Origin of the sequence: Bacillus inaquosorum KCTC 13429 (genome assembly GCF_000332645.1) — a bacterium.
GTDB lineage: Bacteria > Bacillota > Bacilli > Bacillales > Bacillaceae > Bacillus > Bacillus inaquosorum.
In genome coordinates this window covers 343,787-368,532 of sequence record NZ_AMXN01000002.1, presented here as the reverse complement: position 1 = coordinate 368,532, position 24,746 = coordinate 343,787, and the positions used below count along the sequence as shown (strand labels likewise).

The following is a 24,746-nucleotide window of genomic DNA, read 5'->3' as shown; positions in this document are numbered from 1 at the left end:
GGTTAAGCTATGACTGCCGTAAATGATAAAATATCCACAATCGTCAATGGTAAACGTGTGATTACGAAAAAGCCGGAGCTTCTCGCACCTGCGGGTAATCTTGAAAAGCTGAAAATTGCTGTTCATTACGGAGCGGACGCGGTCTTTATCGGGGGACAGGAATACGGGCTGCGCTCGAATGCCGATAACTTTACGATCGAAGAAATTGCAGAGGGCGTTGAATTCGCTAAGAAATATGGCGCGAAGATCTATGTAACGACGAATATTTTCGCCCATAATGAAAACATGGACGGGCTTGAAGAATATTTAAAAGCGCTCGGAGACGCCAACGTTGCCGGCATCATTGTGGCAGATCCGCTTATTATCGAAACATGCCGCAGAGTGGCGCCGAATGTTGAGGTTCACTTGAGCACGCAGCAGTCTCTTTCAAACTGGAAGGCTGTCCAGTTCTGGAAGGAAGAAGGCCTTGACCGCGTCGTGCTGGCACGTGAAACAAGCGCGCTCGAAATCAGAGAAATGAAAGAAAAAGTAGATATCGAAATCGAATCCTTTATTCACGGCGCGATGTGCATCGCATATTCCGGCCGCTGTGTCCTGAGCAATCACATGACAGCGCGGGATTCCAACCGCGGAGGCTGCTGCCAGTCATGCCGCTGGGATTATGATCTCTATCAAACAGACGGTGCTAACGCTGTTGCTTTGTATGGTGAAGAAGATGCGCCATTTGCGATGAGCCCGAAAGATTTGAAGCTGATTGAATCCATTCCGAAAATGATCGAAATGGGCATCGACAGCTTAAAGATTGAAGGTCGCATGAAATCAATTCACTATGTAGCAACAGTAGTCAGCGTATACCGCAAAGTAATTGACGCTTATTGTGCTGATCCGGATAACTTTGTGATTCAAAAAGAATGGCTTGAAGAGCTTGATAAGTGCGCCAACCGGGACACTGCGACAGCTTTCTTTGAAGGAACGCCAGGCTATGAAGAGCAAATGTTCGGCGAGCATGCCAAAAAAACGACGTTTGATTTTGTCGGCTTAGTGCTGAATTATGATGAAGACACACAAATGGTCACGCTTCAGCAGCGCAATTTCTTCAAAAAAGGCGACGAAGTGGAATTTTTCGGTCCGGAAATCGAAAACTTTACACACACGATTGAAACCATTTGGGACGAAGACGGAAATGAGCTAGATGCTGCCCGCCATCCCCTGCAAATTGTCAAATTCAAACTAGACAAAAAGATTTATCCGAGCAACATGATGAGAAAGGGGAAGTAACACCCATGGGTAAGAATCCAGTAGTCATTGGAATCGCAGGAGGTTCCGGTTCAGGAAAAACGAGTGTCACACGGTCAATTTATGAACAATTTAAAGGACACTCGATTTTAATGATCCAGCAAGACCTTTATTATAAAGACCAAAGCCATCTTCCATTTGAAGAAAGGCTGAACACAAACTATGATCATCCGCTTGCGTTTGATAATGACTATTTAATCGAGCATATTCAGGATCTATTGAATTACCGCCCGATTGAAAAGCCGATTTACGACTATAAGCTTCACACACGTTCAGAAGAAACGGTTCACGTAGAGCCAAAGGATGTTATTATCCTTGAAGGCATTCTTGTTCTTGAAGACAAAAGGCTCCGTGATCTGATGGATATCAAGCTTTACGTTGACACAGACGCTGACTTGCGTATCATCAGACGGATTATGAGAGATATTAATGAGCGCGGCCGCTCTATTGATTCTGTTATTGAACAATATGTGTCAGTTGTCCGCCCGATGCATAACCAATTTGTCGAGCCGACGAAACGATACGCTGATATTATTATCCCGGAAGGCGGACAGAATCACGTCGCAATTGATCTGATGGTCACAAAGATTCAGACGATACTAGAGAAAAACCTTATACAATAGGCGTTTTAAGTGGATGGGCAAGGTCTGAAAAACGACCTTGCCCATTTTTTGCCCACGTTTTTTTAAAAAATATCATTTGCAACGGCATTAAATTGAACGATTGCTTCTGTTTTTGTATCTTTCATGATGTGCGAATAAATGTCTAAGGTTGTTTTTGATGAAGCATGTCCTAAGCGTTTTTGAGCTTCTTTCAATTTAACTTCTGCGTCAATTAGAAGTGATGCATATGTGTGCCTCAGGTTATGGGGTGTGATCCGGGTGACACCGGATTTTTTTATATAAGTGTCTAATTTGTAATTGAAATTTCGGGCTGGGATAGGGCGGCCGATTTTGTCTGTGAACACAAATCCCTCATCCTTATACTGATCGCGGTTTTCCATTTTGATGTGATTCTGTATGTGTTTTAGTATTCTTAATTGGTTGATGACTTGAGGCGGCACAGGAACGTTTCGTATTGATGACGAAGTTTTGGGACTGAGCAATTTATAATTGTCTCTCAGACCGCCTTGTTGATACAACGTATGGCGGACTCGTATGATAGATTCTTCAAAGTCTACCTTGTCCCATTTTAAAGCCACAGCTTCACCAATTCTAAGCCCTGAATAAACGAGTAGAACAAACATGGCTAAATCTTGCGGTCGTCCTCTCCTTTTTACACATTGCAGGAATTTAGATATCTCTTCCTTCTCCCAGAATTTTATGTCTTTCAGATCCTGATCATCTGTGACTCGTTCAGCGTCTTTTGTACGAGGCAAACGAATCCCCACAAGTGGATCAAGTTTGAAGTATGAATCTCTCATAGCATTTTTAGTCATCATCTTAAAAACTTGGTGTACGCCTGTTAGTGTATTCTTTGCATAATTAGGTGCAATATCATTCAGAAATTTTTGATACATAGACGCATTGATGTTTTTTACCTTGATGCTTCCGATATGTTTTTTTATGATGACCATGCTGTCTTTCCGAGCCTTCCATGAACTTTCTTTGACAGTGTGCTTATACGTATCAAACCATAAGTCTAAATACTCCGAAATTGTAATGGAGTCGTTCTTTTCGTAAAAATGTTGATCGATATTTAATTCAGCTTCTGCAGCTGCTATCATAGCTTCTTTCTTTGTTCGGAAGCCTTTTTTTGTTTTTTCTCGACGTTTTCTGGTTATAGGATCATTGTAAGTGATTCTATATTCCCAGTTATCCCCACGCTTCCTATAACTTGCCACGGCTATTCCCTCCAATTTAATATAGACTCTAATACTATTATGCAATGTTACATAATGTTTTTGTAGGAAAAAATCCACAAAGTATGATACTAAGGCAGTGAATCAAACAGTAATTGATTTTATTAGTTTAGAACTAAAATAACATATAAAATATATCTTTTTAGTCAGAATTGTGGTATAATAAAGAAGAATCGGAAAATTATTTCTATTTGGATTTTTTGTTCTTTCTTTGACTCTTTCGTCATTAATCGACAATCTTTTTTTGTTCGGTATGTTAAATTAATTTTGAAATGGTGATTATGATGAGTGAAGATATAGTTGATGTTAGAAATCATTTAAAGCGTATAATTGAGTCTTCGGATGAAAAACAGAAAGAGATTGCCGATAAAATTGGAATTAGTGCTGCCCACTTAAGCAAGTTTTTGAATGGGCAAGAAATTTCACTTTGGATGGTGTTAGAGATAGTACGTTATCTTGATAAGGATAACGAGGTCGAAATCATGCGGCAATGCTGTCTTGAGGCGACTAAAAAAAATATAAAAACTGCTTTTGAATATGCTCATTCTAAAAGTTTAGACTCAGTCACTTGCATGTTGCTCAACAAAACTTTGGACGGAAATAACAGAGAGTTAAAGGAATGGGCAATAGTCTACCAGTGGCAACTATGGTCAAAATATAATCGTGTTTATAGCGAGGTTGATTACCTCGAAATGTTGAAAAAGCTGCAACCCAATTCTCATGACTTAAAAACACTATTGCAAATTCTTGAGATGCTTTGTTTTTATTACAGTGAGAAGTATGATTTATCTCTGCACTACATAAAAAAAATTCACAATATGCTTCCTGAAATTAAAGATCCATTTATTAAAAAAGCATTTTTAAGCCGCACAGACGAAGCTCTCGCCAATATGCATCTTAAGTTTGAGAACGAGATAGATAAATCCAGAGTAGCTGCTGAAAAGCTTATTGAAAGAAATTTTAGTGTTAACTCTGTGACTAATGGTTATTTTATATTGGGTTTATCATATTTATTTGAATCATACGAGAAAACATCAAACTTTCTCAAGAAAGGAATTCAGTTAAACAACACGAAAGAAAGATATTTTGTAGCTAATGACTTAAGAGAACAATTAGCTATAGCAAACCTTTTCTGGAACAAACCTGTACCGAAAGAATATATAGTGACTGATTTTATTAAATCCGTAGTCAATAAAGTTAATTTGAAATATTTTTATGATGACAAATACTATTCAGCTTTAGCTTTTTATTTTGACGGAAGAAGAGAACGAAGTCAGGAGAAGCTGCTTTTATCGCTACATGTTTTTTGTGAAAAGAAAGATTACTTTAGAGCAAATCTACCAAAAATGGAGTTGCTAAAATTAGGAGTTGATTATAATATATTAAAAAGGGAGGTGAAAATTAGTGAAAAAGACAATTATAGGAGTTTTGATTACTTTAGCAATAGCACTAGCATTTGTTTTTAGTGCAAATAGCGAGGATGCTCCGGGTTCGAAAAGCAATATAGTTGTTCCATCAACTGGAACTAAACAACTGGCTGATCCTCCGGTTGGAATGAGTTATAAGTTATCCAAAGAAGCACCAAAGCCTAAAAAAGAAAAAGCTATATTTTATTAAAAAGACGCTGCCAAATACATAGGCAACGTCTTTCGTGTTTTTAAAGAGGATTTCCTATTTTGACAAAACGAGAAAATAGGAAATCCTTATGTACTCATTTATTTTTAGTATGTATTCAATTATAATAAGAACAAACGTTCGCAAAAGGGGCTACTAACAATGAAAAAAGAAATTTCACTGGATGAATATTTAGAAAAATTGAAGCAGTTATTAGAGAATGAGTCAGTCGGAACGAGAGCCGCCCTTTGATTCTCTATATGCTTTTAATACTTCTAACATCACTTTTATTTCATCATCCGAAACTTCTTTACCACCAAGTGTTAAATTGTATTTCTCTCTCAGGTTTTCTATAGATAAGTCGCGTTCAAAAGTGAGTTCTAATTCTTCGTCAGTGAAATTGTCGAGGTTTTTTTCATCGGTGAAAAAATAAGACTGATCAACATCGAAAAATTCAGCAAGCGAATTAATCATTTTCAATGATGGATTGGTAACACCACGTTCAATTTTTGATAGGTAACTGTGTGTCACTCCTAATTTATCAGCTAAGTCTCTTAAAGTTAACTTTTTGCTTTTCCTTAACTTTTTTAATTTTACACCCGTATTGTTTGACAAATTTTCTCACCTTTTTCAAATCATATATTAAGATAACTCGTTTTTTTATTTGACTATATATCCAATGTGTACTCATTATAACATGTCATGGTGACATATAGTCTCAAAAAACGAATTTAAAGGGTTGCCAAAAAAATGAGAGAGTGTTATATTTGTTTTGGGTCTTATTTGTAACATTTTTTTTAGAGAGGATGTGATTTTTAGTGATCATGAGAGAGCTGGGATCGAAAATACAAACCAAAAGAAAAGCTAATAATCTTACACAAACATGTTTAGCAGAAGAGCTAAAGCTTTCTCGCTCCTATATTAGTAAGATTGAAACCGGAAAAATATATCCAAGTCTAAAAACTTTGGATAGGATTTCTCAAGTGTTAAATGTTCCAGTGGAATATTTTTTTTAGACACTTTGTGTACTATTATGACACAAAACGGGAGGTAAGTATGAAAATAGAACTCGAACAATCGGATATCGAAAGAATTACAAACGACGTTATTGCAAATGTGAGTGCTGCTTTGATTCCTAAAATTCAAGAAATGATTTCGGTCTTATCCTCACAAGATCAACTTCTGACTAAAAAAGAAGTATACGAGGGGATCTTAAAATGCACAGCCAGAACAGCAGAAGAATTATATTTCAGTCAGCCTGATTTTCCGGTATTTGAGCTACCAGGGCGGCCCGGCTCAGGAAAAACACAACAGAGGTTTTCGCGGCGTGCAGTCGAGGCGTGGATTGCTCAAAAAAATTGCACCAGAGCGGAAAGGATTGGATGAAATGTTCTTAGTAAGTCATGTTTGGCAAAATAACAGGTTTCACTTAGTGATCAGTGAGTCTGAGTTAACTCATAAAAAGGCTTTGGATAAACTTCTCTCGCAAGGTGGAAAGGTTATCCGAAGTGAAAGAGCTGACAATTTATTAGGATCAGTCATAGTTAACGGAAAAAGATCAGTATGGCCCTTAACTAAATCAGAAAGGGTTGGACAAAATGTCTGAGGTAAAGTGGATCAAGTTAAGCACTCAGATGTTTGAGGATGAAAAAATTAAATTGATAGAGCAAATGCCTGAATCAGATACGATTTTAATTATTTGGGTAAAACTACTTGCTCAAGCTGGTAAAACCAATGCTTCTGGATACATTTATCTAAATCAAAACATCCCGTATACCGACGAAATGTTGGCAACTATTTTTAATAGGCCCTTACCAATTGTCAGAATGGCGTTAAATACATTTCAACAATTTGGAATGATTGAAGTTGACGAAAATAAATTCATATCTATTGCCAATTGGGAAAAACACCAAAACGTTGAAGGTATGGACAGAGTAAGAAAATTAAACGCTGAAAGAAACAGAAAATACCGGGAACGGAAGAAGCTATTACAGTTAACTGCACCAGAAAAAAAGAATGACGTTAGCGTGACGTCACATGACGGTACAGATATAGATAAAGAATTAGATAAAGAAAAAGAATTAAAAGATATATTGTCTGGTAAACCAGACGGCGCGTCCTCTTCAAAAAATGCAAAAGAGGAGATTCCTTACAAACTTATTATCGACCTTTTGAACAAAGTAGCGGGTACACGATACCGTCATACTACTGACAAAACAAGAAAACTTATAAAGAAACTCTGGAAAGATGGTTTTCGTTTTGAAGATTTCAAACACGTCATCCTAGTGAAAACAGAGGAATGGCTTAATGACCCTGCTATGAATAAGTTTCTGCGTCCTGAAACATTGTTCGGCACAAAGTTCGAGTCTTATCTAAACCAAAAAGGAGGCTTATCACATGGAGGAAATCACAAGGAAGCGGGCGGTCGCAGTCAAGGGCGAAATATCTCGGAGGATGACATTCCATACTGATGAGGATGGAAATCCTGTTTACTGCAATAAGCACACAAGAATTATCGGCGGAGAAGAAAAGCCTTACCCAGTTCAACTGATGAAGCTGCGTGACGGCTCAGTAAAATGCCCGATGTGTGAAAGGGAACAGCGCAATAAGGAGATCGAACAAGAAGCTGAGGCATGGCGCCGGCAGGTAGAGAGAAAGGTTCTTTCTACACATTCACTTATTGCTGATCCAACTTTGGTAAAGGCAACATTCGAAACCTTTCATTGTTACAACAATGAGGATGTTCAGAACAAACGCCGGATGCTTGAACTGGTGGATCAGATCAAAGCGGGCGCGGTCATGAACATATTTCTAACGGGTGTGTCCAACGCCGGCAAAAGTCATCTGGCAATATCAGCGCTTAAAGAACTCAACAAAAAGAGTCAAGAAGAATATGCAAAATCAGCCCTTTTTGTTAATAGTGACGCACTCATGCGGCGCATAAAAAATTCTTTCAACGATGATTCTGAAAAGCTTACGGAGTCCAAGGCGATCGAACTGCTTACACGAGTCGATTACCTCGTCATCGACGACTTGGGGAGCGAAGTGGGTGACACAGATAACGAGAAAAGGACAGCACCTGATTTCATTCAAAGAGTTTGGTATGGGGTCTCTACTGGCAGACAAGGCAAGGTGACCATAGTGACAACAAATCTTACCGGCGTTGCTTTAGCAAAGCTTTATGACAGAAAGACCGTCAACCGCCTTACAGCCCATCTTGAACAAATTGATTTTGAAGAGAAACAAAAGGACAAAGGGCGCAAGACACCGGCTTTGCCGATTTAAGGGGGGGATACAAGTGGTACAAGCAGTGATGCCCGGCGTTTGGGAGCTCAAGCCAGAACGAAAGCTTACTGACGCTGAGCGAAAGCAAGAGATTAATAAACTCATTGCTCTCATTGATCAAAAAATTGCTGACTATCAAAACTTTAGGAGGAATGCAGTGTGAAACACGGTAGACGCCCAACACGCGCGCAAAAGGACATTATCAAGCAAAACGGTTTAAATCCAAACAACTGGCTGGTTTCTAAAAACCTGCAGCATGAACGGAGATTGATCATTGTTCACCGGTATACAGGAACGGTAAGGAAGTGTTTGGCATGAATGCGGTCCGGGCTGATCGTTTAGAACTTGCTTTGGTGGATCTTAATTTCGAATGGTCATTGGTGCAAATGCGTCAGGTTGTAGATTACTGGTATGACGGTAAGTCAATTTACGATATGGCCGAGCTGTTGAACAGAAAGCCGGATGAAATCATTTTGCTGATCGTTGACTTTGGAAGAGGTCGCATATTGCCGCCACGTCCTTACGGGTTAAATGCCAATAAGAAAATATCAATCAGGAAAAAGCTCATGGAAGAGAAAAAAGAGAGCTTGCGTCGGTTTTTGAAGGATGGACCGGTATATATTCCATTCCTTGAAAAAAACTTTGTCTGGAATGATTGGGAAGTCAAGCGATTCCGTGAAATGTGGGAAGCCAATGATTCTATTATCTTTATTTCAGAGCAGCTTAATAGAGACATAGACGAGGTTCTATTCCTTGTTATGGATCAAGCCAGCAGGGACTTCATTCAGCCACGAATGAACGGACTTCTCGGAAAGGATGCGACAGAGCATGATCTTATCAGGCAGCGCCTTCCCTTTTGAGAAAGCAACCATTCATCAACTTATGGTCATCGTGCGGTATGAAGAATGTCCGCCCGACTATAAAAATGCTGCAATGCAATTATTGATCAAGAAGGGAGCGGGGACCGTTGGAATGGACAGAACGCCAGCACTTGATTGAGTGGCTCACTATCTTGGGCGGATACGGAAAAGCATTTCTGGAACGCCAGTCAGACGATGAAATTGAGACACTTTACAATCTGCGCATCAAACAATTAAACGAAGAGTAAGGAGGCGAGAGGACATGGCAGAAAATAAAAACTTACGTCAGCATGGGGAAGTCATTACATGGGTTATGACGGAAGAGGAGCGTTTGGAGTATATAAAAAAACATCCAATCATCCCAACAGAAGAACCGCAGACAAAGCTGCAAGTTTTCCCGATGAGCGATTGGATGTGATGACGGTCAACGTCACCCGTATGGCAAATAGAAATTAGACACTTTTATTATACCATACGGGGGCGTTGACAGTGAACTGTCCAAAACATATAGAAAATCTGGAACAGGTTCTTAATCAAATTGAGGATAACAAAAATTACGTCATTGTGATTGACGGAAACAATAGATCATTTAAATTAACGGAAATGCCGGAGCACGGGAAAACAATCGTGCAAACGTCAAAAGGCAATCTTTCAAGAATTGATTTTGAGATCGGATATAAAATGTGACGCAGAGGGGCCGGTCCTTTCTGCGATATGGGAGGAACGGACATGAACCAATATAAATTCACTTTATTATCGGGCGTTGTGTTTCGTAAGGATATTTCAGGGGTTTGTTATACCGAGCTGGGTTCTAACAGCCTACCACTCGGCAAGAATCAGGCGGTAAACCTTCTTGCTGATGAAGTTATAGGGCTAAAGGAAATCATTGAGGAAAACAAGCGCCAGCAGGAAGTAACGGTTCATCAATTCCGGCAGGCGCAGGAAGAGATTCAGCGGCTACAGTCTGACAACGGGCGGTATAAAGAAGCATTAAAATTTTACGCGGAAGAAACAACATACACAAAAGAATTTGAAGACTGTCCGCCTGCTATTGATATGGATTGGGGAGATATTGCAAAAAAAGCATTAGTAGGTGATACGAAATGAATGCAAAAAAAGTAACGATTCCCGCCCGCGATTGCAATGGTTTCATGATCGGGTTCAAAGAAGTGAATGCACTTTGGAAATGCCCTACTTGCGGCGGGGAGATGGGGAATCCACAGCTCACACAGCATTCCGAGGACGGATTCTTTGGACAAGTTCATATTTGGGAAAATCCCTGTGGGCATGTAGCTCATTATAAGAATCTGCAGATTGTAGGTGATGCAGAATGATCCCTTTACAAGTAGAGCTTCAGCGGGCAGTCAAAGCCACGAAAGACGAAGCGATGACCATTTATGAGGCGGCGGAACATTTAAAGGTTAATGTCGAGGAAGTGCCTATGATCGTTGCTCAGGCTGATGATCTGAAAATGATAGGCAATGACGCAATTATTGCAAAAAGAGACAAGACAAATGGCTGGCTTCTCGGTGGGATTGCGGTGGTTTTATTCTTTGGAATTGCAGTTTTTCCGGGGATAGGGGGTTAAGGCATGGCGAGATCACCTTTAATCTGGTTCGGTGGAAAAGCAAAATACGCCGAACACATTATAAATAAAATGCCTGCCCATAAGGTGTACGTTGAGCCTTTCGGTGGGGCAGCCCATGTAATTGCTAAAAAGCCGAAAATGAGACATGAGGTATATAACGATATCGACGGCCATGTAGTGAATTTCTTGATGCAAGTTAGGGAGGATCCCAAGGCAATGCAGAAAGCTTGTGAATCCATTCCATACAGCAGGGCGCTCTATGAGAAATGGAAAGCCGAGGAATACCCGTCAGATGATTTTGAACGGGCCGTCCGATGGTTTTACATGAATCGTTCCGGCATCAGTAAGGGGAACGCGGAGAATGTGCCACAGACTGGTTGGAGGCACAGCACGCAAAGCGGCCAGAACCCAGCGGGCGGATACATAAGCGCCTGTACTGCCTTCCAGTCCTTTGCTAACCGCATGAAGGGCGTCATGATCGAGTGTAAGGATTTTCGCAACATCATTGAGAAATACGATAGTCCCGATACTTTGTTTTATGTTGATCCTCCATATGTTGGTCGTGAGAAGTTTTACGCTGGCGGCTTCACGGAAGATGATCACCGAGAACTGGCCCGGCTGTTAAATCAGATCAAAGGTAAAGTGATTCTCTCTTACTACGATGATCCTTTAATACTCGAGATCTACCCGAATTGGGCGACAGAAACCTTTTCAGCGTACAAGCAGGTTGTTGGGGGATCCGGAAAAGACCGAGGGGCTGAAGAAATGTTGCTGTTTAATTATAAAATCACTCAGCTTAGTTTATTTGATTAGGAGAACACGACTATGAAAAGCATCGAGTTATTTGCAGGCCCAAATTTATAAGCATAAACACAAAATAGGAGGAAATAAAAATGAACCTTGAAAAAAATATCAAAGATGTAATCACAAAACAAATGGAAGAAGGAATGGTTGAAAAACTGGTCGCAGAACAACTGGAAAAAGGAATTTCAAAAGCGCTTGAAAATTTATTCTCAAGCTATGGCGATGTAACCGGGATTATCAAAAGCAAACTAAAAAGCGTCATCGTCCCATACTTAGAAAACTATGATTATTCAAAGTACATTACAAAGCTTGACCATGTGCTGGTCGAAGTATTACAAAATACAACATTGGAAAACCGTAACCTTCTAAACAATTTCAAGGACTTGATGTCGGAAGAAGCGGCGGAAGAAAAAACAATCAAACTGTCTGACCTCTTCGCAAAGTGGATGAACTATGTTGCAAAAAACGTTGAAACTGACGGTCTGGAAGTAGAATTTCACGATGGACCTGAATATGAAGCTGTTGAGGTATCTGTAAATGTTGAACGTAACGAGGATAGAAGTTGGAGTTCGTTTGAGTATGCAGCAATTTTATTTGAGTGTGATCATGACGAAGAAATGAACTTTGAAATACCTATTTCTCTTTATAAGTACAGAGCAAACAAGGAATGGGATTTGAAATACAACTCAGTGCATGACTTAAAATCTCTCAGACATCTGAATGAATTTGAAATTCTTCTCATGAGGTTATCACAAAACGGCGTGGGGATAATCCTTGATATTGAATGGGAAAATGATGAAGTTACGCCAGAAGAAGAACCGGAACCAAGTTTCTAAAAGGGAATGCGAGAAGGGATGTGCGGCGTGTGACAGTTAAACAAGATTACAAGCCTGTTCTCCAGCAAGCAATTGAAGTTTTTGAACAGAAGTACGGCGACAATGGCAGGAACTATCTGATGTTCCTGCTGCAAGACAATCTAATGAAAACCGTCGGCGGGCAGAAATAAGGAGGGCGCGGAGTGATGATTCCAGCTATTGTATTCGAAGCGAAAGACAAAGAGAAAAGATTTTTATGTGATGGACCAGATTGTGGGGATTGGTCAGATGAAAGATTGGATGTAAGTATAGAGGACATTACAGATGCTCTTGTGATCGTGAAGAAGGATAAAAGTATGCCTGATGATAGCGATGTTGAGGATTTTTATAGATTTTTAGGGAAATTAAAATTCGGACCCGATGCTTTGGACATTAAAAAGTATTATAAGCCAGTACACATCGCATTAACAGAAGAACAATACAAAGTCATTGAAGATCGACGGAACGATTGGTAAGGAGATTACTATACAAAATTAAATAGGTCCAAGATGGAGACGCCTGCGGACACTAATCACTGTACAGAGAAATCTGTGCTTTGGTTGGTGTCCGTTTTTTATTTGAACGGAGGGGTGACATGAAGAAGAGAAAGAAAAAGCCCAATAAAAACGCGCAGGAGTGTTCTGAACGGTTTTGGCGGCGAATGATGGGTCAAGATAGGCAAACATTGAGAAGAGGCAAAGGCGGGGCTTTAAGACGCAAATAAACGGGAGGGTAAAAATATGAATCAATTAACATTAAACATTCCTCAGATTGACGAAGAAGCGACTAAATTAAAAGCAGAGAAGCTGCTTGATCAATACCGATTATATCTCTTGCAGGTGCCAGATGATTTTTTGCCAAAGGTTACACCTACTTATAGCATTGTTCCGCCAAGCATCACGAATGAGTTTCATTCTTCAACAGAAGAGGCAGCATTAAAGCGTCTTGATTGGGAGATTCAGCGTGACAAATTCTTAAAAAGGATCCAAAGAGCTGTTAACCGTCTTTCTCAAAGAGAACGGCAGATCATTGTCATGCTCTATATGCAGCCGGAAGAAATGTATGATTATGAAGTGTATGCAGAAATGGACCTGAGCCAGCGCAGCTATTATCGTGTGAAGGCAAAGGCTCTATATCGGTTGGCATTTGCTTTGAGAGAAGAAGTATATAAGGACGGGGGAACTACTGAATGAATTTTGTTCAGCCTATACGTGATCCGGAATGTATCTTCTACATCAAGAGATTTTTAAAAGAGCAAAACATGAGGAATTACATGCTATTTGTGACTGGTATCAATTCAGGGCTCCGCATATCAGATATTCTGCAGCTGAGAGTGAGAGACGCGAAACGGCCATACTTCAATCTCATAGAGAAGAAAACGAAAAAGAAAAAGAGAATCGATATGACGCCAGCTCTTCAAAGAGAATTTAAGGCCTATGTCGAAGGGAAAGAGGATCATGAATTTCTCTTTAAAAGCCGTGAAGGGATTAACAAGCCAATATCCCGGTCGATGGCATACAAGATTCTCAGGGCGGCTGCTGAGTATGTTGGTTTAGATGACATCGGCACTCATACATTGAGGAAAACATTTGGCTATCACTTTTACAAACAAACGAAGGACGTTGCCATGCTGCAGGAGATATTTAATCACTCAGACCAACGGACAACCCTTAGATACATTGGAATCAATCAAGACGCCATGAACAACGCTATGAAGAAATTTAAAATATAACCAGGCTCATCCAAAACAACAAGGATGGGCTTTTTTCTTTGCATTTTTCGTCAATTCCTCAAAAATAACAGGTGTGTAATTCATTTTAGGGATATTGGTTAAAAACAGAGAGGACAAGGGGGTGGCTCAGTTCGACGAGTTGCACAGTATAAAACATATGGGTAATTCGTGGATTGTGTGGATAATTGGAAAATTCGGTCTCTTTTCGTGTATCATCGTAATACAGGAGGTGAGCGGGATGAGTAGAGGTGCAGGATCAAAGAAAGAACAAAAAGGTATGGTTTAATGTGTCTTTAATCTACATATCAGGTGGTGAATATTATGAGCAGAGGTGCAACACATTTAGATCAAAAAGGCATGTATTAAAATTTTGGCAGAAAGATGGCACGATAACGGCACGCCATTTTGTTTTCAGTCATGTATTATGGTAATAGGTAATAAATCGACAGGCGCTTTCCCAATTGGGAGGGCGCTTTTTTATTGGGATTTATCACTAAAAAAACTATGTACTAAATATTCTATTATGGAGGTAGTGCCGTGATTAACGAAAGTAAGCTGCCATTTATAGAAGCACTTGTGTCTCTTGGATGCTATGAAGGAGCGAAGGGAGCGGCTTTGTATGATATGTCGGTTCCTGAATTAACTAAATTGCTCGTTGAAACAAGATGTAAGCTTGTCCGTAAATAATTCGACAAATTCTGCAAATTATTCCTTATTTCTTCTCTATCACCGATAATAAGGTGGGAGGTGATACTATGGCTTTAATAAATCATCAAATATCCATGCGATTAGAGACGGCAGCTAGAAAAGCACTTCGCCTTAACGGTCGTGGCGGATTATATGGTGTAATTGATGCAGATTATATTGATAGAATCGGCCGTGCTTTTACCGTTCTTGTAGCTGCTGTTTCACCATATTACAGAGATGGTTCAGTAGAGGATAAAGCGAAAATTGATAGCTTTTTAGAGAAGTATTTGTATTTAGGCGATACAGACACACCTAAAGAAGATTACTCGTCAGGTGTCCAAGAAGCAGCTGAAGAATTGCGAAAACTAGTAGATGAATTAAATTAATTGTAAAAGCACTTTCCTTTTGTGAAAGTGCTTTTTATTTTCTCTGTAAACTGCTTCCGGTAAATCTCAGGATGGACAATTGGCGGTTAACGGCTTGAGTACGGTGGCAGTTTAGAAAGAATATATAGGAGGGTGAATGGATTGAAAATTTTAGTGATTAAAACAAACGCACATCTCAATAAAGAAACAAAAGAAGCAATGCGCGTAGAAGTTGAAAGGGCAATTGAAACAGGCGTCATGTTTCTTGACGGCGGATTAGAACTAGAAACGATTGAGGTTGATGAATTCAAAATTGTAAATGAACCACATGCAGAAGAGAAGCCTCTTTCCTCTGAGAGCTGTTTCTCTTGCCAATGAAGAGATGTAATGCGCCAGCCTGCCGTAACTATGTGGACTGGACACAACGTTTTTGTGAGAAGCACAAGGGTTATGCTGACAAGCAGTACAACAAAGATGTGAGGTACAACAGGGAGAACAATGAGCTCTATTCCTATTACCATTCGAGAGAGTGGAAGCTCCTACGAGAGCATAAGCTTAGAGAAAGTAACTATCATTGTGCCGTCTGTGCCTCACAGGGACGTTTAAATAAGTCTAATAGGTTAGTAGTCCATCACAAGTTCAAAGAGCTTAGAGACGTTTTAAACGATGATCAGGCACGTACTGATTTAAATAATCTTGAGGTGCTGTGTCAGTATCATCATAACCAAGTCACATTTGGGAAAGGAGAATGATTATGCCGTTTAGGCCGATAGTTAAAGCCCCAAAGGTTCATATTAGACCAACAGGTAAAGCTCCGAAGGTTCCTAAAAAAGAGCCTATGAGTCCAAAAAAATTTGCAGGTCTTATGCGGTGTGGCGTACTTACAGTAAACGAAGTTAGAGAGTATCATGGTCTTTCCCCGATTGTGGGGGGAGATTCTGAAATTTTTAACGGGAAAATGAATTAAGTCCCCCCGATCTTTAACCGGGTACCAAAAAATTTTTCCTGAGCATCGGCGCCCCCTCAACTTTGTAAAAAATGTTGAAATGGAATTTTGAAATTTGCTATTTAAGCCGGATTTTGAATACTGAAATATTACGCGCGATCCCTTATCTCATATGAGTTGATCGGCGTTTTTGTCGTTCGCTGATTTTACCGAAATTTATGTGATGTATTTTGGACGAAAGGTGGTGGTTTTGATTGGCGAGACGAAAACAATTAACGGAAACGTTAAAAGGACAAATTACCAACGAAGAGCGGGAAGAGCGTCTGCAGCAGGAAGAAAAACTGAAAGATTTTTCGCCCTTGCAAGAAAAGCCACCATACTGGTTGTCCACTATGGCGAAGAATGAATGGCGGCGCATCTACCCGCACATTATCAATTTGCCAATCTCTGAATTAGATTCGACATTGCTTGCGATCTATTGCAACAGCTATGCACAGTATCGGGAAGCGATGGCCGATATAGCCAAAGACGGCCAAGTCATGTTTGAAAAAAACAGCCGGGGTGAGACGGTTAAAAAGAAAAATCCATCTGTGGACATAATGAACAGCATGTCTAAAGAGATTCGGGGCATTGCCGGCCAGCTTGGTCTGTCTCTGGATTCACGCCTACGAATCGTCGGCCTCGACAGCGACAGTGAGGAACATGATGAGTTTGGAGCAATGGCGATAGATGACGACTGAACATCTTGACCCCGGCACGCTTTATGCGAAAAAGGTTGTCAGCGGAGAAATAACGGCATGCAAGAAAGTCATAAAAGCCTGTCAGCGTCACCTGAGAGATTTGGAAAGAGCGGCTGACCCGTCCTATGAATATGAATACAGACCTGAAAAAGCAAAAAAGGTCATTAAGTTTCTTGAGATGCTGCCTGATATATCAACTGGTAAACCAACAAAACTGGCTTTGTTTCAAAAGTTCATTGTGTACATGCTCTATGCTTGGAGGAATAAAGAAACCGGCTTCCGGCGATTCACCAAAGCGTATATAAGCATGGCGAGAAAGGGCGGTAAATCTGTACTTGTAGCGGGTCTATCATTGTATGAGCTGATTTACGGCGAAGCACCTAAGTTTGACAGGCAAATTTATGCGACAGCTAATTCAAGAGGCCAGGCGAAAACAGTCTTTAAAATGATTTCGATGCAGCTTAAGAAGATACGAAGTAAATCGAAATTCATGAGGAAATGGACAAAAATTATACAAAATGAAATCCGGTACCTGAAAGATGACTGCGTCATTATGCCTTTATCAAGGGATACTGATAACCTGGACAGTTTGAACGTTCTTATCGGGATTCTTGACGAGTATCACACAGCCTCCAACACAAAAATGATGGAAGTTCTAGAGTCTTCCCAAGGTCAGCAGGATCAGGGCCTTATCTTAATCATTAGTACAGCCGGCTTTAAGCTGAACGGCCCCATGTATTCGCAAGAGTACCCTTATGTTGACGATATTCTAAGTGGTCGTAAGGAAAACGAAAACTATTTTGCAATTGTCTATGAACAGGACGACGAAGAGGAAATTTACGACGAAAGCACTTGGATAAAAAGCAATCCACTACTTGAGGTGGAGGGCCTACAAAAGAAAATCTTGAAAAACCTCCGCAAGAAATTGAAAGAGGCTCTTGATAAAGATGATCTAAACGGTACACTCGTAAAAAACTTTAATATATGGCAGTCTGCTTCCTCTGAAAGCTTTATCAACGGGAACGATTGGAAAAAGCGCGGTGTGGATGCTGCGCCAGACATTACAGGAAAGCCAGTCTATATAGGGATTGACTTATCACGAACAGATGATTTATCGGCCCTCAGTTTCATTTATCCGTTAGAGGATGAGAATGAGACATTTTATGTAGACAGTCATTCATTTGTTGGAACAAAAGGCGGACTGGATAATAAAATTGAACGTGACAAACTGGACTATCGCACTCTTGCGAAAGCCGGGTATTGTACCATAACCGATAAGAAATCAGGGATCATTAATCTGCAGCAGGTTGTGGAATATATGATCAATCATATTAAAGAATTTGATTTACAAGTAAAGGGGATTTTCTTTGACCCTTACAATATCTCTTTAGTCTTAAATGAGATTGAGAAATATGGCTATGAGGATGTGCTGATTGAAGTTCGTCAAGGTCCTCGCACATTATCTGAACCAACAAAAGATTTTCGTTTGAATGTATTCGACGGAAAAATCATACACAGCAAGAATCCATTACTTGATACGGCGATGCACAATGCAATGCTGAAAAAAGTGAATGATACGATTCAAATTGACAAAGCGCTGAACAGGGAGAAGATTGACCCTGCAGCGGCAATGATGAACGCACACACGGGCGCAATGTACCATTACAAACAAGAGGAATTTGACTGGAACTCTTATTATGAAAGCGAAGAATTTACTCTTTAGGGAAGGAGGGGGCGCCATGAAAATCGGAAAAATAAATATATTTTTGATGGGAGTATGTCAGTTTATTAAGTTGAACTTGCATACTCTTTTATTTTTGGCCGGCTTATTTGTTATCGACTATGGGGTTTTCTATCTTCATCCCGTAGCCGGCTTTATTGTTGCAGGTCTTTTTCTCGTTCTTATTGCCTTCTTACTGAACCCAAAAGAAGAGGAAGGGAGGTGATTAAGTGGCATTCTTTCGATCATTAGATAAGCAGAGCCCAGGGGCCCGAGAATTCAATGAAATCATTCTCGGCTTGGATGGACTGTCTTACACGTCTGTCAGTGCGATCAAAAATAGCGATGTGTTCACGGCAGTTCTTACCCTTTCCTCTGATATTGCAGCGTCACCAATTATGGTTCATCAAAATGGTGTTGAGGAAAAGGATTCCGATCTATTCAGGTTACTGAATGAGAAACCCAATGATTATTATTCAGGGTACTTTTTTAAATTTATCCTGGTGGCTAATGCTTTAATGAACGGCCAGTCTTATGCGGAAATAGTCCGGGATAAAGAGGGTACGCCCTTAGAGCTTATCCATTTATTGAACAGTGAAGTCTATGCCGAGCAGCTGCAGGACCGAAACGAAATACTGTACCGATATTATCCGTCTGGCGGCAAAGAAAGAGTCTTAAAGCCGGAAAATGTACTGCACATTAAATTTTTCAGCATGGACGGAATAACGGGTATGAGCCCACTTTCTAGTCTTAAGCATGAAATCGAAAGTCAGGAGGCAGGGAAGCGCCTTGTTACAGACTTTTTCAGAAGAGGCGTCAACTTAAGCGGTATTGTAAACATGAAAAAAGGGCATTTGTCTTCTGAGGCAAAGGACAAAATCCGTAATGAATTTGAAAAAGCAAACTCTGGCATAAAGAATCAGCAGCGGGTCGTTGTACTTGATGAAAATATGGAGTTTAGCCAGTTAGAAATCAATACGAAAGTGCTTGAGGTCGTGAATAACTACACGCATTCAACGAAACAGATAGCCAAAGTGTTCGGGTTGCCGGCGCACAAGCTGGGCATTGAGCAGGTCAACACCTCACTAGAACAAGCGAACCTGGACTATCTGACAAATACACTTTCCAACTATTTTGCGGCCATCGCCTCAGAGCTTAATTTCAAAATGCTGCCGTACCCTTTAAACCTACAACGGAAATTTCAATTCGACACACGGCGATTTAGGGAAACGGATGCAAAAACAAAGCGCGAAAATGTTATTGCACTGCTGCAAAATGGTATTTTTTCTCTCAACAATGCCCTGGCTGAGTATGGTTACGAGCCAATACCAAACGGGGACAAGCGTTACATGAGTTTGAACTACGTGAACATTGATTCGATGGACGAAATTCAGAAAGCAAAAGCAAAGAGCCTGCCGATCTCGTCAGCAGGTGAAGGAGGTGAGGGGAATGTCTAAGGGAGTAGAGATTAGAACGTCGCAGGAAGGGGCCTTAAAAGCTCATTCAGACGATGAAGGCCCAAAAGTGATTAGTGGTTATGCTTTAAAATTCGGCACCCGCAGCCACAATTTGGGCGGTTTTATTGAAATGATTGATAAAAGGGCTCTGGATCAGACAGACATGAGCGATGTGCGGGCATTGATTGATCATGACCCATCCAAGATTCTCGGCCGTACGTCTGCCGGCACGCTTAAGCTTGAAGTTGATGACATCGGCTTAAGATTCGATGTTACTTTGCCGAATACACAGTACGCATCGGATTTATACGAAAATCTGCGGGTTGGGAATATCTCAAATTGTTCTTTCGGCTTCATGCTAGGGAAGGATGGGGACAGTTTTACTCGTGACCAGGAAACCGGTCTGCCGTTGCGGAGCTTGAGAAACATTTCAAAGCTTACAGATGTGTCAGTCGTTACTTATCCGGCTTATGAAGACACTGACGTGACAATTGCAAAACGGAATTTACAGCAGTATGAGGAAAGAAACCGGAATCCGGAAAAAGAAAAGCTGCTGCTGCAGCTGGATTTATTAAAAATCGGATTGTAAAAGCACTCTAAAACCGGGTGCTTATTTTATTTGAAAAGGAGCAAACGCATGTTAACTGAAAAAATTAAGGAACTACGATCACAGGTTACTAAAAAACAAACGGCCATTAATACAAAAATTACAGAAGCCCAAAAACGAGCAGAGGAAGACAAGCTGGATGAAGCAACTGCTTTGAAAGGTGAAATCACTTCCATGAAAGAAGAGCTTGACGCCCTGCAAAAAAAGCTTGCGGAGTATGAAGAGTTAGCAGGACTTAAGCCAGAGAACCCAGCACCAGCTGGCGGTAAAGAAGAAGACGACGAGGAGAAAAGATCAATGCATGGCGGAGGCTTCCGTACAATCATCAAACCAGGTAAGACAGAAGAGGTAAGAGCTTTTGAAGAGTTTTTGCGATCAAAAGGGGAAAAACGCGACGGGTTGAAATCTGATGGGGCTGAGGCAATTATCCCTATTGAGGTACTTACTACACCACAACGGGAGCCAGAGGATGTTGTGGATTTAGGCGAGATCGTAAACAAGGTTCCGGTGAAAACAGCCTCTGGTAGTTATCCAGTTCTTGCTAACGCGGACACAAAGTTAGTTTCTGTAGCTGAGTTAGAGAAAAACCCTGAATTGGCGAAACCTAAATTCAACAAAGTACCTTGGGCGGTAGAAACATATCGTGGTCAGCTCCCTATTTCACAGGAAGCCATTGATGATGCTGCCGTTGACTTAACTGCTATTGTCGCGGAGCATCTGCAGCAGGTAAAACGAAATACAAAAAATGATATTGTTGCAAAAGTGCTGCGCTCATTTCCACAGAAGGCAGTAACAGGAACTGATGAACTTAAAAAGATTTTTAATGTGGATTTGAAACAAGCCTATAAACGTGACATTGTTGCGACTGCTTCTGCGTTCCAATTCTTAGATACGTTAAAAGATAAAAACGGACAATACATTTTACAGCAAAGTATTTCTTCTCCTTCAGGAAAATCATTATTTGGCAGACCGGTTTCAACTGTTGATGACACAATCTTAGGTGAAAAAGATGGCGACGCAGTTATGTTCATTGGTGACTTGAAAAAAGCTGTCTTTTTCGCAAACCGTGTGGAGGCTACGGCGAAATGGGTAGAAAATGACATTTACGGTCAAGTCCTTTCTCTGGCAGTTCGTTTTGACGTGAAAAAAGCTGATGAGAAAGCCGGTTATTTTGTCACTATCAATCAAACGACAACTAGTACAGAAGATCAGTCAGCGGTAGACGTAGGCCAATAAAAAATAATTGAAAAGGATGATTGAAAATGGCGGAAGAATTTCTAAATAAAAGTGGAAACGTTTGGACAGCATCGGAAATGGACACGGATGGAAAACCGATTACCCGAGTTTATCTTGGCGGAAACAGTGAAGAAAACCCTCTGTTTATCAAGGGGATGCAGGGAGAACAAGGACCACAGGGGGAAACCGGACCGGCCGGGCCAAAGGGTGAGACAGGGCCACAGGGGCCACAAGGTGAGAAAGGTGAAAAAGGCGACCCGGCAGTTATTGAAAAGGGAAGTATCACGAATGAAATGTTGGCCGACGGCTCAGTTAGAAGTAATCACATCGGAAAGGGCAGCGTGAAATTGGATAACCTGAACAGTGAAGTAAAGTCTCTACTTGATGGTATGCAAAAACAAATTGATGAATTGAAAGGAACGCCAACAGAATAATGACATAACGGGACGCATACCGGCGTCCCTTTTTGTTTGTAAAGGAGTGTTGGAATGACGCTTGAAGAATTAAAGCTTGCGATGCGTATAGATCACAATTTTGATGATGGGTTTATCCAGCAGTTGAAAGATACTGCGGAAGATTATATCAAGGATGCCGTAACGCTTTCGCCAAACAGGGATTCGTTCTTTCAAAACAACCCTAAATTTGATACAGCTGTCATGTTCCTGGTCGGTGCCTGGTATGAACAGCGCGTATCCTCAATGGACAAAGCGTTGCAAGAAATACCTTTCGGCGTAACAAACTTTATTCAGCAATTCAGAGGGGCGTATACAGATGGAATTTAGCCGGCTCAATACACGCATCACTTTTGTTACACGAAAGAACGGGAAGGACCCGGAAACCAGGGAGAATATTGTGGTAAATGAGCCCTTATTTTCTTGCTGGGCTGAGATAAGAGAACAGAAGTTAAGGGAAAAGCTCACGACAGCTGGCACCTTCTTAGAAAATAGCATCACGTTCATTATTCGCTATCAGCAAGTTAAGAAGGCGACAAATAACATGCATGTTCTTCATGATGATGAGCTTTACGAAATAAAAGATATTCTCCCAAACTCTCAGGATAAAAACCTGATCAATGTTTTTGCGGAGAAGGTGAGCTGATGGCGCGGCAAGATGACGGTATCGGCGGTATAGAAAAAGAGCTTGATAAGCTTGCAAGAAAAAATACCAGGGCGGCAAAAGCAGCCGTCCAGGCAGGCGCACAGGTTTTTGCTGAGGCTCTGGAACGTAATACACCCCGAGGCCGAGAAAGCGACCAGGACCCCCACAAAGTGCACATGAAAGATAATGTGGTGTATTCAAAGGCGAAGGAAGACGGGGAGATATATGCAAGTGTGGGATATGGAAAAGAAACAGCATCTCGCCTACACTTCTCTAACTTTGGAACGATCAAGCAGCCCCCGCAGCATTTCATTGAGAGGACATCAAACGAGATGGAGCAGACGGTTTTACAGATCGTGCAGCAAGTTTATATGAGGGAGCTGGGACTATGATGCTTCCCATCCAGGAAGTCGAAAAGCTTTTAAGTGAAAATGAAACACTTGCTTCTCTTGTGGACAGTGACCGGATATTCCTGGTCTTTGTTCCAGAAGAAGATCAGGACATAGAAAAGGCCCCAATGATTCGCATTAACGAGCTTGAGAGCCACAGAAAAGACTATGCGGACGATAGGGCCCTAACATTTGAGGTTGATATTCAAATAGATTTATGGACCAAAACATTAAAGGACGCCCAGGCTATTCAGCCTGTGATTGATCAGATCATGGCAGAGAATGACTATAAGCAATATGCGTCAGCCTTTGACCGTGACCCAGATATTGCTCTGTATCGGTATGCTCGGAGATACAGGGCCACGAAATTAATTGATTTCAAAAAATAAACATAGAAAAGGATGATATGAATGGCTAAGACGGGGCTAAGTGGTATTAATTATTCTGAGCTTGTTGATGAAAAAGCCTCTAAGATTGAAAGTTTGCCGGGGGCAATTGAAGCGAAGCTGGATGTTTCTTCTGAACTAACACCTCTTTATGCGGATGACGGCATTTTTGCGGTAAAAAGTACAGGAGTTAGTGAAACAAAACTTGAATTAAATGTCGCGGACCTTACTACAGAAATGAAAAGAACTCTTTTAGGTGTAAAGGTTGTCGATGGTATTGAAGAGTACCATAAAGATATGGAGCCTCCTTATGTGTGCATCACATGGCGTCAAAAACACCATGAAAAAGGCTATGTGTACTATGCCCTGTTAAAAGGGAAATTTGGAATCCCTTCTGTGGAAGGAAAAACGAAAGAAGATAAAGTGGACTATCAAACAGATACGATCGAAGGGCAATTCTTGCCGCGTAAATCGGACGGTCTTGTCTTCCTGATTGGTTACGATCAAAACGATGGATTTACATTAGAGAAATTCTATCAACGTGCTTATGGGATGCTGCCAGACGGCATGACAACAGAAGAAGTAAGTGCAGACTTAGGAAAATAAAACTGGCAGCCGGATGACGGCTGCTTTTTCTATAAAAATTAAAAGGTGGGTTTCACAATGGTTAAAGCAGTTTTAAGAGATTATGCCCTAGCTGAAGTAGATGAAAACGGCGAAATTGTATCTGTTCCAGAAAAAACATTTGTTCAGCCAATTGTTACAGCAAGATATACGTATAGAGCTTTAGAAATACATGCAAAGGCAATGGATGAAGAATCTGGAATGACAGAGCATGATGTAATGGATGACATGATGACTCTTGTTTTAGACATATTCAAAAATCAATTTACATTTGATGATATTCTAGACGGTGTTCAATCTGATGATTTATTTGACTGGCTCAGAGATATTATTGATCAGGTTATGATTAAAGATAAAAAAAAGGCTCAATTGAAGAAGATGGCCGAGAAAGCTCAAAAATAACAGGGAAGCCAATGACCTACAGGGACTATCTTAACAGGATGAAGCAAATGTATCTTGACTTGATGGAAAATGGTTACAAGCTTCATGAAATAGATGACATGGATGTACAACGCTTTTTTGATCTTGCAACTTACAAGCATGAGGAAGAAAACAAACTTGTCCCTGCTTATCAAATATTCGGTGCAACTTTGTAAA

Annotated in this window: 45 protein-coding genes; 43 read left to right on the top strand and 2 right to left on the bottom strand. The window is 40.7% G+C overall.

Annotated features, from left to right (window positions below; translation table 11 throughout):
• Positions 1-9: 9 nt before the first annotated feature.
• A complete protein-coding gene (locus BSI_RS14650) occupies positions 10-1,278 on the top strand; it encodes a peptidase U32 family protein (protein ID WP_003237463.1) in 1,269 nt (422 codons plus the stop codon).
• Positions 1,279-1,283: 5 nt separating this feature from the next.
• The gene (gene udk, locus BSI_RS14655) at positions 1,284-1,919 is read left to right on the top strand and encodes a uridine kinase (protein ID WP_003237461.1); all 636 of its coding nucleotides are present in this window, start codon (positions 1,284-1,286) and stop codon (positions 1,917-1,919) included.
• A 62-nt stretch (positions 1,920-1,981) separates the two neighbouring features.
• On the opposite strand, the gene BSI_RS14660 is transcribed toward udk, so the two are convergent.
• On the bottom strand, positions 1,982-3,139 hold the full coding sequence (locus BSI_RS14660) for a site-specific integrase (RefSeq protein WP_003237459.1): 1,158 nt from the start codon (positions 3,137-3,139) through the stop codon (positions 1,982-1,984).
• Positions 3,140-3,438: 299 nt separating this feature from the next.
• Here BSI_RS14660 and BSI_RS14665 point away from each other — a divergent pair, with 299 nt between their 5' ends.
• A complete protein-coding gene (locus tag BSI_RS14665) occupies positions 3,439-4,623 on the top strand; it encodes an AimR family lysis-lysogeny pheromone receptor (RefSeq protein WP_249033902.1) in 1,185 nt (394 codons plus the stop codon).
• A complete protein-coding gene (locus BSI_RS22720; protein WP_162532065.1) occupies positions 4,562-4,774 on the top strand; it encodes a hypothetical protein in 213 nt (70 codons plus the stop codon). The genes BSI_RS14665 and BSI_RS22720 overlap by 62 nt, the downstream gene beginning before the upstream one ends.
• Before the next feature lie 222 nt (positions 4,775-4,996).
• Here BSI_RS22720 and BSI_RS14670 read toward each other — a convergent pair whose 3' ends face one another.
• Positions 4,997-5,386 (bottom strand): helix-turn-helix domain-containing protein, encoded by a 390-nt coding sequence (locus BSI_RS14670; protein ID WP_045384214.1) that lies wholly within the window; start codon positions 5,384-5,386, stop codon positions 4,997-4,999.
• Between the two features lie 209 nt (positions 5,387-5,595).
• Here BSI_RS14670 and BSI_RS23245 point away from each other — a divergent pair, with 209 nt between their 5' ends.
• The 39 genes from BSI_RS23245 to BSI_RS0120895 all read left to right on the top strand — a co-directional run bounded on the left by BSI_RS23245 (position 5,596) and on the right by BSI_RS0120895 (position 24,745).
• Entirely contained in the window at positions 5,596-5,787 is a 192-nt protein-coding gene (locus BSI_RS23245) for a helix-turn-helix domain-containing protein (protein WP_032731973.1), read from the top strand.
• 40 nt (positions 5,788-5,827) lie between these two features.
• Positions 5,828-6,157 (top strand): hypothetical protein, encoded by a 330-nt coding sequence (locus BSI_RS14680; RefSeq protein ID WP_003237453.1) that lies wholly within the window; start codon positions 5,828-5,830, stop codon positions 6,155-6,157.
• Positions 6,158-6,369: 212 nt separating this feature from the next.
• Positions 6,370-7,242, top strand: coding sequence for a putative phage replisome organizer (locus BSI_RS14685; protein ID WP_003237452.1), 873 nt, complete (start codon positions 6,370-6,372; stop codon positions 7,240-7,242).
• The gene (locus BSI_RS14690; RefSeq protein ID WP_003237451.1) at positions 7,226-8,056 is read left to right on the top strand and encodes a P-loop NTPase family protein; all 831 of its coding nucleotides are present in this window, start codon (positions 7,226-7,228) and stop codon (positions 8,054-8,056) included. The genes BSI_RS14685 and BSI_RS14690 overlap by 17 nt, the downstream gene beginning before the upstream one ends.
• Before the next feature lie 13 nt (positions 8,057-8,069).
• Positions 8,070-8,219: a hypothetical protein gene (locus BSI_RS22715; RefSeq protein ID WP_003237450.1), complete on the top strand. Its 150-nt coding sequence runs from the start codon at positions 8,070-8,072 to the stop codon at positions 8,217-8,219.
• Positions 8,216-8,374, top strand: coding sequence for a DUF6906 family protein (locus BSI_RS22710; RefSeq protein WP_003237448.1), 159 nt, complete (start codon positions 8,216-8,218; stop codon positions 8,372-8,374). Before BSI_RS22715 ends, BSI_RS22710 begins: the two co-directional genes overlap by 4 nt.
• Positions 8,371-8,916, top strand: coding sequence for a hypothetical protein (locus BSI_RS14695; RefSeq protein ID WP_003237444.1), 546 nt, complete (start codon positions 8,371-8,373; stop codon positions 8,914-8,916). The genes BSI_RS22710 and BSI_RS14695 overlap by 4 nt, the downstream gene beginning before the upstream one ends.
• 107 nt (positions 8,917-9,023) lie before the next feature.
• Positions 9,024-9,164 (top strand): BH0509 family protein, encoded by a 141-nt coding sequence (locus tag BSI_RS22705; protein WP_003237439.1) that lies wholly within the window; start codon positions 9,024-9,026, stop codon positions 9,162-9,164.
• Between the two features lie 14 nt (positions 9,165-9,178).
• Positions 9,179-9,334: a hypothetical protein gene (locus BSI_RS22700; protein WP_003237437.1), complete on the top strand. Its 156-nt coding sequence runs from the start codon at positions 9,179-9,181 to the stop codon at positions 9,332-9,334.
• Positions 9,335-9,405: 71 nt separating this feature from the next.
• Positions 9,406-9,603, top strand: coding sequence for an XtrA/YqaO family protein (locus BSI_RS14700; RefSeq protein ID WP_003237435.1), 198 nt, complete (start codon positions 9,406-9,408; stop codon positions 9,601-9,603).
• 42 nt (positions 9,604-9,645) lie between these two features.
• A complete protein-coding gene (locus tag BSI_RS0120915) occupies positions 9,646-10,023 on the top strand; it encodes a hypothetical protein (protein ID WP_003237433.1) in 378 nt (125 codons plus the stop codon).
• Positions 10,020-10,250: a hypothetical protein gene (locus BSI_RS14705; protein ID WP_003237431.1), complete on the top strand. Its 231-nt coding sequence runs from the start codon at positions 10,020-10,022 to the stop codon at positions 10,248-10,250. The genes BSI_RS0120915 and BSI_RS14705 overlap by 4 nt, the downstream gene beginning before the upstream one ends.
• On the top strand, positions 10,247-10,504 hold the full coding sequence (locus BSI_RS14710) for a hypothetical protein (RefSeq protein ID WP_003237429.1): 258 nt from the start codon (positions 10,247-10,249) through the stop codon (positions 10,502-10,504). The genes BSI_RS14705 and BSI_RS14710 overlap by 4 nt, the downstream gene beginning before the upstream one ends.
• Positions 10,505-10,507: 3 nt before the next feature.
• Entirely contained in the window at positions 10,508-11,317 is an 810-nt protein-coding gene (locus BSI_RS14715) for a DNA adenine methylase (protein WP_003237428.1), read from the top strand.
• A gap of 80 nt (positions 11,318-11,397) precedes the next feature.
• On the top strand, positions 11,398-12,144 hold the full coding sequence (locus tag BSI_RS14720; protein WP_003237427.1) for a hypothetical protein: 747 nt from the start codon (positions 11,398-11,400) through the stop codon (positions 12,142-12,144).
• A 29-nt stretch (positions 12,145-12,173) separates the two neighbouring features.
• On the top strand, positions 12,174-12,314 hold the full coding sequence (locus tag BSI_RS22695; RefSeq protein WP_003237426.1) for a hypothetical protein: 141 nt from the start codon (positions 12,174-12,176) through the stop codon (positions 12,312-12,314).
• A gap of 15 nt (positions 12,315-12,329) precedes the next feature.
• Positions 12,330-12,638 (top strand): hypothetical protein, encoded by a 309-nt coding sequence (locus BSI_RS14725; protein ID WP_003237425.1) that lies wholly within the window; start codon positions 12,330-12,332, stop codon positions 12,636-12,638.
• Between the two features lie 119 nt (positions 12,639-12,757).
• Complete coding sequence (locus BSI_RS22990) at positions 12,758-12,886, top strand: hypothetical protein (RefSeq protein ID WP_003237424.1); 129 nt, start codon at positions 12,758-12,760, stop codon at positions 12,884-12,886.
• A gap of 16 nt (positions 12,887-12,902) precedes the next feature.
• Positions 12,903-13,355, top strand: a complete 453-nt coding sequence (locus BSI_RS14735) for an ArpU family phage packaging/lysis transcriptional regulator (protein WP_003237422.1) — start codon at positions 12,903-12,905, stop codon at positions 13,353-13,355.
• The gene (locus tag BSI_RS14740; protein WP_003220264.1) at positions 13,352-13,894 is read left to right on the top strand and encodes a tyrosine-type recombinase/integrase; all 543 of its coding nucleotides are present in this window, start codon (positions 13,352-13,354) and stop codon (positions 13,892-13,894) included. The genes BSI_RS14735 and BSI_RS14740 overlap by 4 nt, the downstream gene beginning before the upstream one ends.
• Positions 13,895-14,431: 537 nt before the next feature.
• On the top strand, positions 14,432-14,581 hold the full coding sequence (locus BSI_RS22690) for a hypothetical protein (RefSeq protein WP_003237418.1): 150 nt from the start codon (positions 14,432-14,434) through the stop codon (positions 14,579-14,581).
• A 68-nt stretch (positions 14,582-14,649) separates the two neighbouring features.
• Positions 14,650-14,967 carry a hypothetical protein gene (locus tag BSI_RS14745; RefSeq protein WP_003237415.1) on the top strand — a complete coding sequence of 106 codons (318 nt, stop codon included), beginning with the start codon at positions 14,650-14,652 and terminating at the stop codon, positions 14,965-14,967.
• 141 nt (positions 14,968-15,108) lie between these two features.
• Positions 15,109-15,324 (top strand): hypothetical protein, encoded by a 216-nt coding sequence (locus BSI_RS14750; protein ID WP_003237413.1) that lies wholly within the window; start codon positions 15,109-15,111, stop codon positions 15,322-15,324.
• Positions 15,321-15,698 carry a DUF8602 domain-containing protein gene (locus BSI_RS23385; protein ID WP_510787530.1) on the top strand — a complete coding sequence of 126 codons (378 nt, stop codon included), beginning with the start codon at positions 15,321-15,323 and terminating at the stop codon, positions 15,696-15,698. Before BSI_RS14750 ends, BSI_RS23385 begins: the two co-directional genes overlap by 4 nt.
• Before the next feature lie 2 nt (positions 15,699-15,700).
• Entirely contained in the window at positions 15,701-15,913 is a 213-nt protein-coding gene (locus tag BSI_RS0120905; RefSeq protein ID WP_032731907.1) for a hypothetical protein, read from the top strand.
• Positions 15,914-16,146: 233 nt separating this feature from the next.
• Positions 16,147-16,632 (top strand): phage terminase small subunit P27 family, encoded by a 486-nt coding sequence (locus BSI_RS14755; RefSeq protein ID WP_003237412.1) that lies wholly within the window; start codon positions 16,147-16,149, stop codon positions 16,630-16,632.
• Positions 16,622-18,355 carry a terminase large subunit gene (locus BSI_RS14760; RefSeq protein WP_003237411.1) on the top strand — a complete coding sequence of 578 codons (1,734 nt, stop codon included), beginning with the start codon at positions 16,622-16,624 and terminating at the stop codon, positions 18,353-18,355. The genes BSI_RS14755 and BSI_RS14760 overlap by 11 nt, the downstream gene beginning before the upstream one ends.
• A gap of 16 nt (positions 18,356-18,371) precedes the next feature.
• A complete protein-coding gene (locus BSI_RS14765) occupies positions 18,372-18,578 on the top strand; it encodes a hypothetical protein (protein ID WP_003237410.1) in 207 nt (68 codons plus the stop codon).
• A gap of 4 nt (positions 18,579-18,582) precedes the next feature.
• Complete coding sequence (locus BSI_RS14770) at positions 18,583-19,809, top strand: phage portal protein (protein ID WP_003237409.1); 1,227 nt, start codon at positions 18,583-18,585, stop codon at positions 19,807-19,809.
• Entirely contained in the window at positions 19,802-20,398 is a 597-nt protein-coding gene (locus BSI_RS14775) for an HK97 family phage prohead protease (RefSeq protein ID WP_003237408.1), read from the top strand. Before BSI_RS14770 ends, BSI_RS14775 begins: the two co-directional genes overlap by 8 nt.
• Before the next feature lie 48 nt (positions 20,399-20,446).
• Positions 20,447-21,652 carry a phage major capsid protein gene (locus BSI_RS14780; protein ID WP_003237407.1) on the top strand — a complete coding sequence of 402 codons (1,206 nt, stop codon included), beginning with the start codon at positions 20,447-20,449 and terminating at the stop codon, positions 21,650-21,652.
• A 26-nt stretch (positions 21,653-21,678) separates the two neighbouring features.
• Positions 21,679-22,086 (top strand): collagen-like protein, encoded by a 408-nt coding sequence (locus tag BSI_RS14785; protein WP_003237406.1) that lies wholly within the window; start codon positions 21,679-21,681, stop codon positions 22,084-22,086.
• Between the two features lie 54 nt (positions 22,087-22,140).
• A complete protein-coding gene (locus BSI_RS14790; RefSeq protein ID WP_003237405.1) occupies positions 22,141-22,434 on the top strand; it encodes a head-tail connector protein in 294 nt (97 codons plus the stop codon).
• Positions 22,424-22,750, top strand: coding sequence for a phage head closure protein (locus tag BSI_RS0120900; RefSeq protein WP_032731906.1), 327 nt, complete (start codon positions 22,424-22,426; stop codon positions 22,748-22,750). The genes BSI_RS14790 and BSI_RS0120900 overlap by 11 nt, the downstream gene beginning before the upstream one ends.
• Entirely contained in the window at positions 22,750-23,142 is a 393-nt protein-coding gene (locus tag BSI_RS14795; protein WP_003237396.1) for an HK97-gp10 family putative phage morphogenesis protein, read from the top strand. The genes BSI_RS0120900 and BSI_RS14795 overlap by 1 nt, the downstream gene beginning before the upstream one ends.
• The gene (gene gp17, locus BSI_RS14800) at positions 23,139-23,528 is read left to right on the top strand and encodes a tail completion protein gp17 (RefSeq protein WP_003237394.1); all 390 of its coding nucleotides are present in this window, start codon (positions 23,139-23,141) and stop codon (positions 23,526-23,528) included. The genes BSI_RS14795 and gp17 overlap by 4 nt, the downstream gene beginning before the upstream one ends.
• A gap of 21 nt (positions 23,529-23,549) precedes the next feature.
• Positions 23,550-24,131: a major tail protein gene (locus BSI_RS14805; RefSeq protein ID WP_003237392.1), complete on the top strand. Its 582-nt coding sequence runs from the start codon at positions 23,550-23,552 to the stop codon at positions 24,129-24,131.
• Positions 24,132-24,188: 57 nt separating this feature from the next.
• A complete protein-coding gene (gene gpG / locus BSI_RS14810; protein WP_003237390.1) occupies positions 24,189-24,551 on the top strand; it encodes a phage tail assembly chaperone G in 363 nt (120 codons plus the stop codon).
• A 47-nt stretch (positions 24,552-24,598) separates the two neighbouring features.
• On the top strand, positions 24,599-24,745 hold the full coding sequence (locus BSI_RS0120895; protein ID WP_003237388.1) for a hypothetical protein: 147 nt from the start codon (positions 24,599-24,601) through the stop codon (positions 24,743-24,745).
• Position 24,746: the final 1 nt, after the last annotated feature.

Excerpts from the sequence above, each read along its gene's own strand:
- BSI_RS14650 (WP_003237463.1), top strand. The coding sequence starts at position 10 with ATGACTGCCGTAAATGATAAAATATCCACAATCGTCAATGGTAAACGT.
- udk (WP_003237461.1), top strand. The coding sequence starts at position 1,284 with ATGGGTAAGAATCCAGTAGTCATTGGAATCGCAGGAGGTTCCGGTTCA.
- BSI_RS14665 (WP_249033902.1), top strand. The coding sequence starts at position 3,439 with ATGATGAGTGAAGATATAGTTGATGTTAGAAATCATTTAAAGCGTATA.
- BSI_RS23245 (WP_032731973.1), top strand. The coding sequence starts at position 5,596 with ATGAGAGAGCTGGGATCGAAAATACAAACCAAAAGAAAAGCTAATAAT.
- BSI_RS14680 (WP_003237453.1), top strand. The coding sequence starts at position 5,828 with ATGAAAATAGAACTCGAACAATCGGATATCGAAAGAATTACAAACGAC.
- BSI_RS14685 (WP_003237452.1), top strand. The coding sequence starts at position 6,370 with ATGTCTGAGGTAAAGTGGATCAAGTTAAGCACTCAGATGTTTGAGGAT.
- BSI_RS14690 (WP_003237451.1), top strand. The coding sequence starts at position 7,226 with ATGACATTCCATACTGATGAGGATGGAAATCCTGTTTACTGCAATAAG.
- BSI_RS14695 (WP_003237444.1), top strand. The coding sequence starts at position 8,371 with ATGAATGCGGTCCGGGCTGATCGTTTAGAACTTGCTTTGGTGGATCTT.
- BSI_RS22700 (WP_003237437.1), top strand. The coding sequence starts at position 9,179 with ATGGCAGAAAATAAAAACTTACGTCAGCATGGGGAAGTCATTACATGG.
- BSI_RS0120915 (WP_003237433.1), top strand. The coding sequence starts at position 9,646 with ATGAACCAATATAAATTCACTTTATTATCGGGCGTTGTGTTTCGTAAG.
- BSI_RS14705 (WP_003237431.1), top strand. The coding sequence starts at position 10,020 with ATGAATGCAAAAAAAGTAACGATTCCCGCCCGCGATTGCAATGGTTTC.
- BSI_RS14710 (WP_003237429.1), top strand. The coding sequence starts at position 10,247 with ATGATCCCTTTACAAGTAGAGCTTCAGCGGGCAGTCAAAGCCACGAAA.
- BSI_RS14715 (WP_003237428.1), top strand. The coding sequence starts at position 10,508 with ATGGCGAGATCACCTTTAATCTGGTTCGGTGGAAAAGCAAAATACGCC.
- BSI_RS14720 (WP_003237427.1), top strand. The coding sequence starts at position 11,398 with ATGAACCTTGAAAAAAATATCAAAGATGTAATCACAAAACAAATGGAA.
- BSI_RS14725 (WP_003237425.1), top strand. The coding sequence starts at position 12,330 with ATGATTCCAGCTATTGTATTCGAAGCGAAAGACAAAGAGAAAAGATTT.
- BSI_RS22990 (WP_003237424.1), top strand. The coding sequence starts at position 12,758 with ATGAAGAAGAGAAAGAAAAAGCCCAATAAAAACGCGCAGGAGTGTTCT.
- BSI_RS14735 (WP_003237422.1), top strand. The coding sequence starts at position 12,903 with ATGAATCAATTAACATTAAACATTCCTCAGATTGACGAAGAAGCGACT.
- BSI_RS14740 (WP_003220264.1), top strand. The coding sequence starts at position 13,352 with ATGAATTTTGTTCAGCCTATACGTGATCCGGAATGTATCTTCTACATC.
- BSI_RS14745 (WP_003237415.1), top strand. The coding sequence starts at position 14,650 with ATGGCTTTAATAAATCATCAAATATCCATGCGATTAGAGACGGCAGCT.
- BSI_RS23385 (WP_510787530.1), top strand. The coding sequence starts at position 15,321 with ATGAAGAGATGTAATGCGCCAGCCTGCCGTAACTATGTGGACTGGACA.
- BSI_RS0120905 (WP_032731907.1), top strand. The coding sequence starts at position 15,701 with ATGCCGTTTAGGCCGATAGTTAAAGCCCCAAAGGTTCATATTAGACCA.
- BSI_RS14760 (WP_003237411.1), top strand. The coding sequence starts at position 16,622 with ATGACGACTGAACATCTTGACCCCGGCACGCTTTATGCGAAAAAGGTT.
- BSI_RS14765 (WP_003237410.1), top strand. The coding sequence starts at position 18,372 with ATGAAAATCGGAAAAATAAATATATTTTTGATGGGAGTATGTCAGTTT.
- BSI_RS14775 (WP_003237408.1), top strand. The coding sequence starts at position 19,802 with ATGTCTAAGGGAGTAGAGATTAGAACGTCGCAGGAAGGGGCCTTAAAA.
- BSI_RS14780 (WP_003237407.1), top strand. The coding sequence starts at position 20,447 with ATGTTAACTGAAAAAATTAAGGAACTACGATCACAGGTTACTAAAAAA.
- BSI_RS14785 (WP_003237406.1), top strand. The coding sequence starts at position 21,679 with ATGGCGGAAGAATTTCTAAATAAAAGTGGAAACGTTTGGACAGCATCG.
- BSI_RS14790 (WP_003237405.1), top strand. The coding sequence starts at position 22,141 with ATGACGCTTGAAGAATTAAAGCTTGCGATGCGTATAGATCACAATTTT.
- BSI_RS0120900 (WP_032731906.1), top strand. The coding sequence starts at position 22,424 with ATGGAATTTAGCCGGCTCAATACACGCATCACTTTTGTTACACGAAAG.
- BSI_RS14795 (WP_003237396.1), top strand. The coding sequence starts at position 22,750 with ATGGCGCGGCAAGATGACGGTATCGGCGGTATAGAAAAAGAGCTTGAT.
- gp17 (WP_003237394.1), top strand. The coding sequence starts at position 23,139 with ATGATGCTTCCCATCCAGGAAGTCGAAAAGCTTTTAAGTGAAAATGAA.
- BSI_RS14805 (WP_003237392.1), top strand. The coding sequence starts at position 23,550 with ATGGCTAAGACGGGGCTAAGTGGTATTAATTATTCTGAGCTTGTTGAT.
- gpG (WP_003237390.1), top strand. The coding sequence starts at position 24,189 with ATGGTTAAAGCAGTTTTAAGAGATTATGCCCTAGCTGAAGTAGATGAA.
- BSI_RS0120895 (WP_003237388.1), top strand. The coding sequence starts at position 24,599 with ATGTATCTTGACTTGATGGAAAATGGTTACAAGCTTCATGAAATAGAT.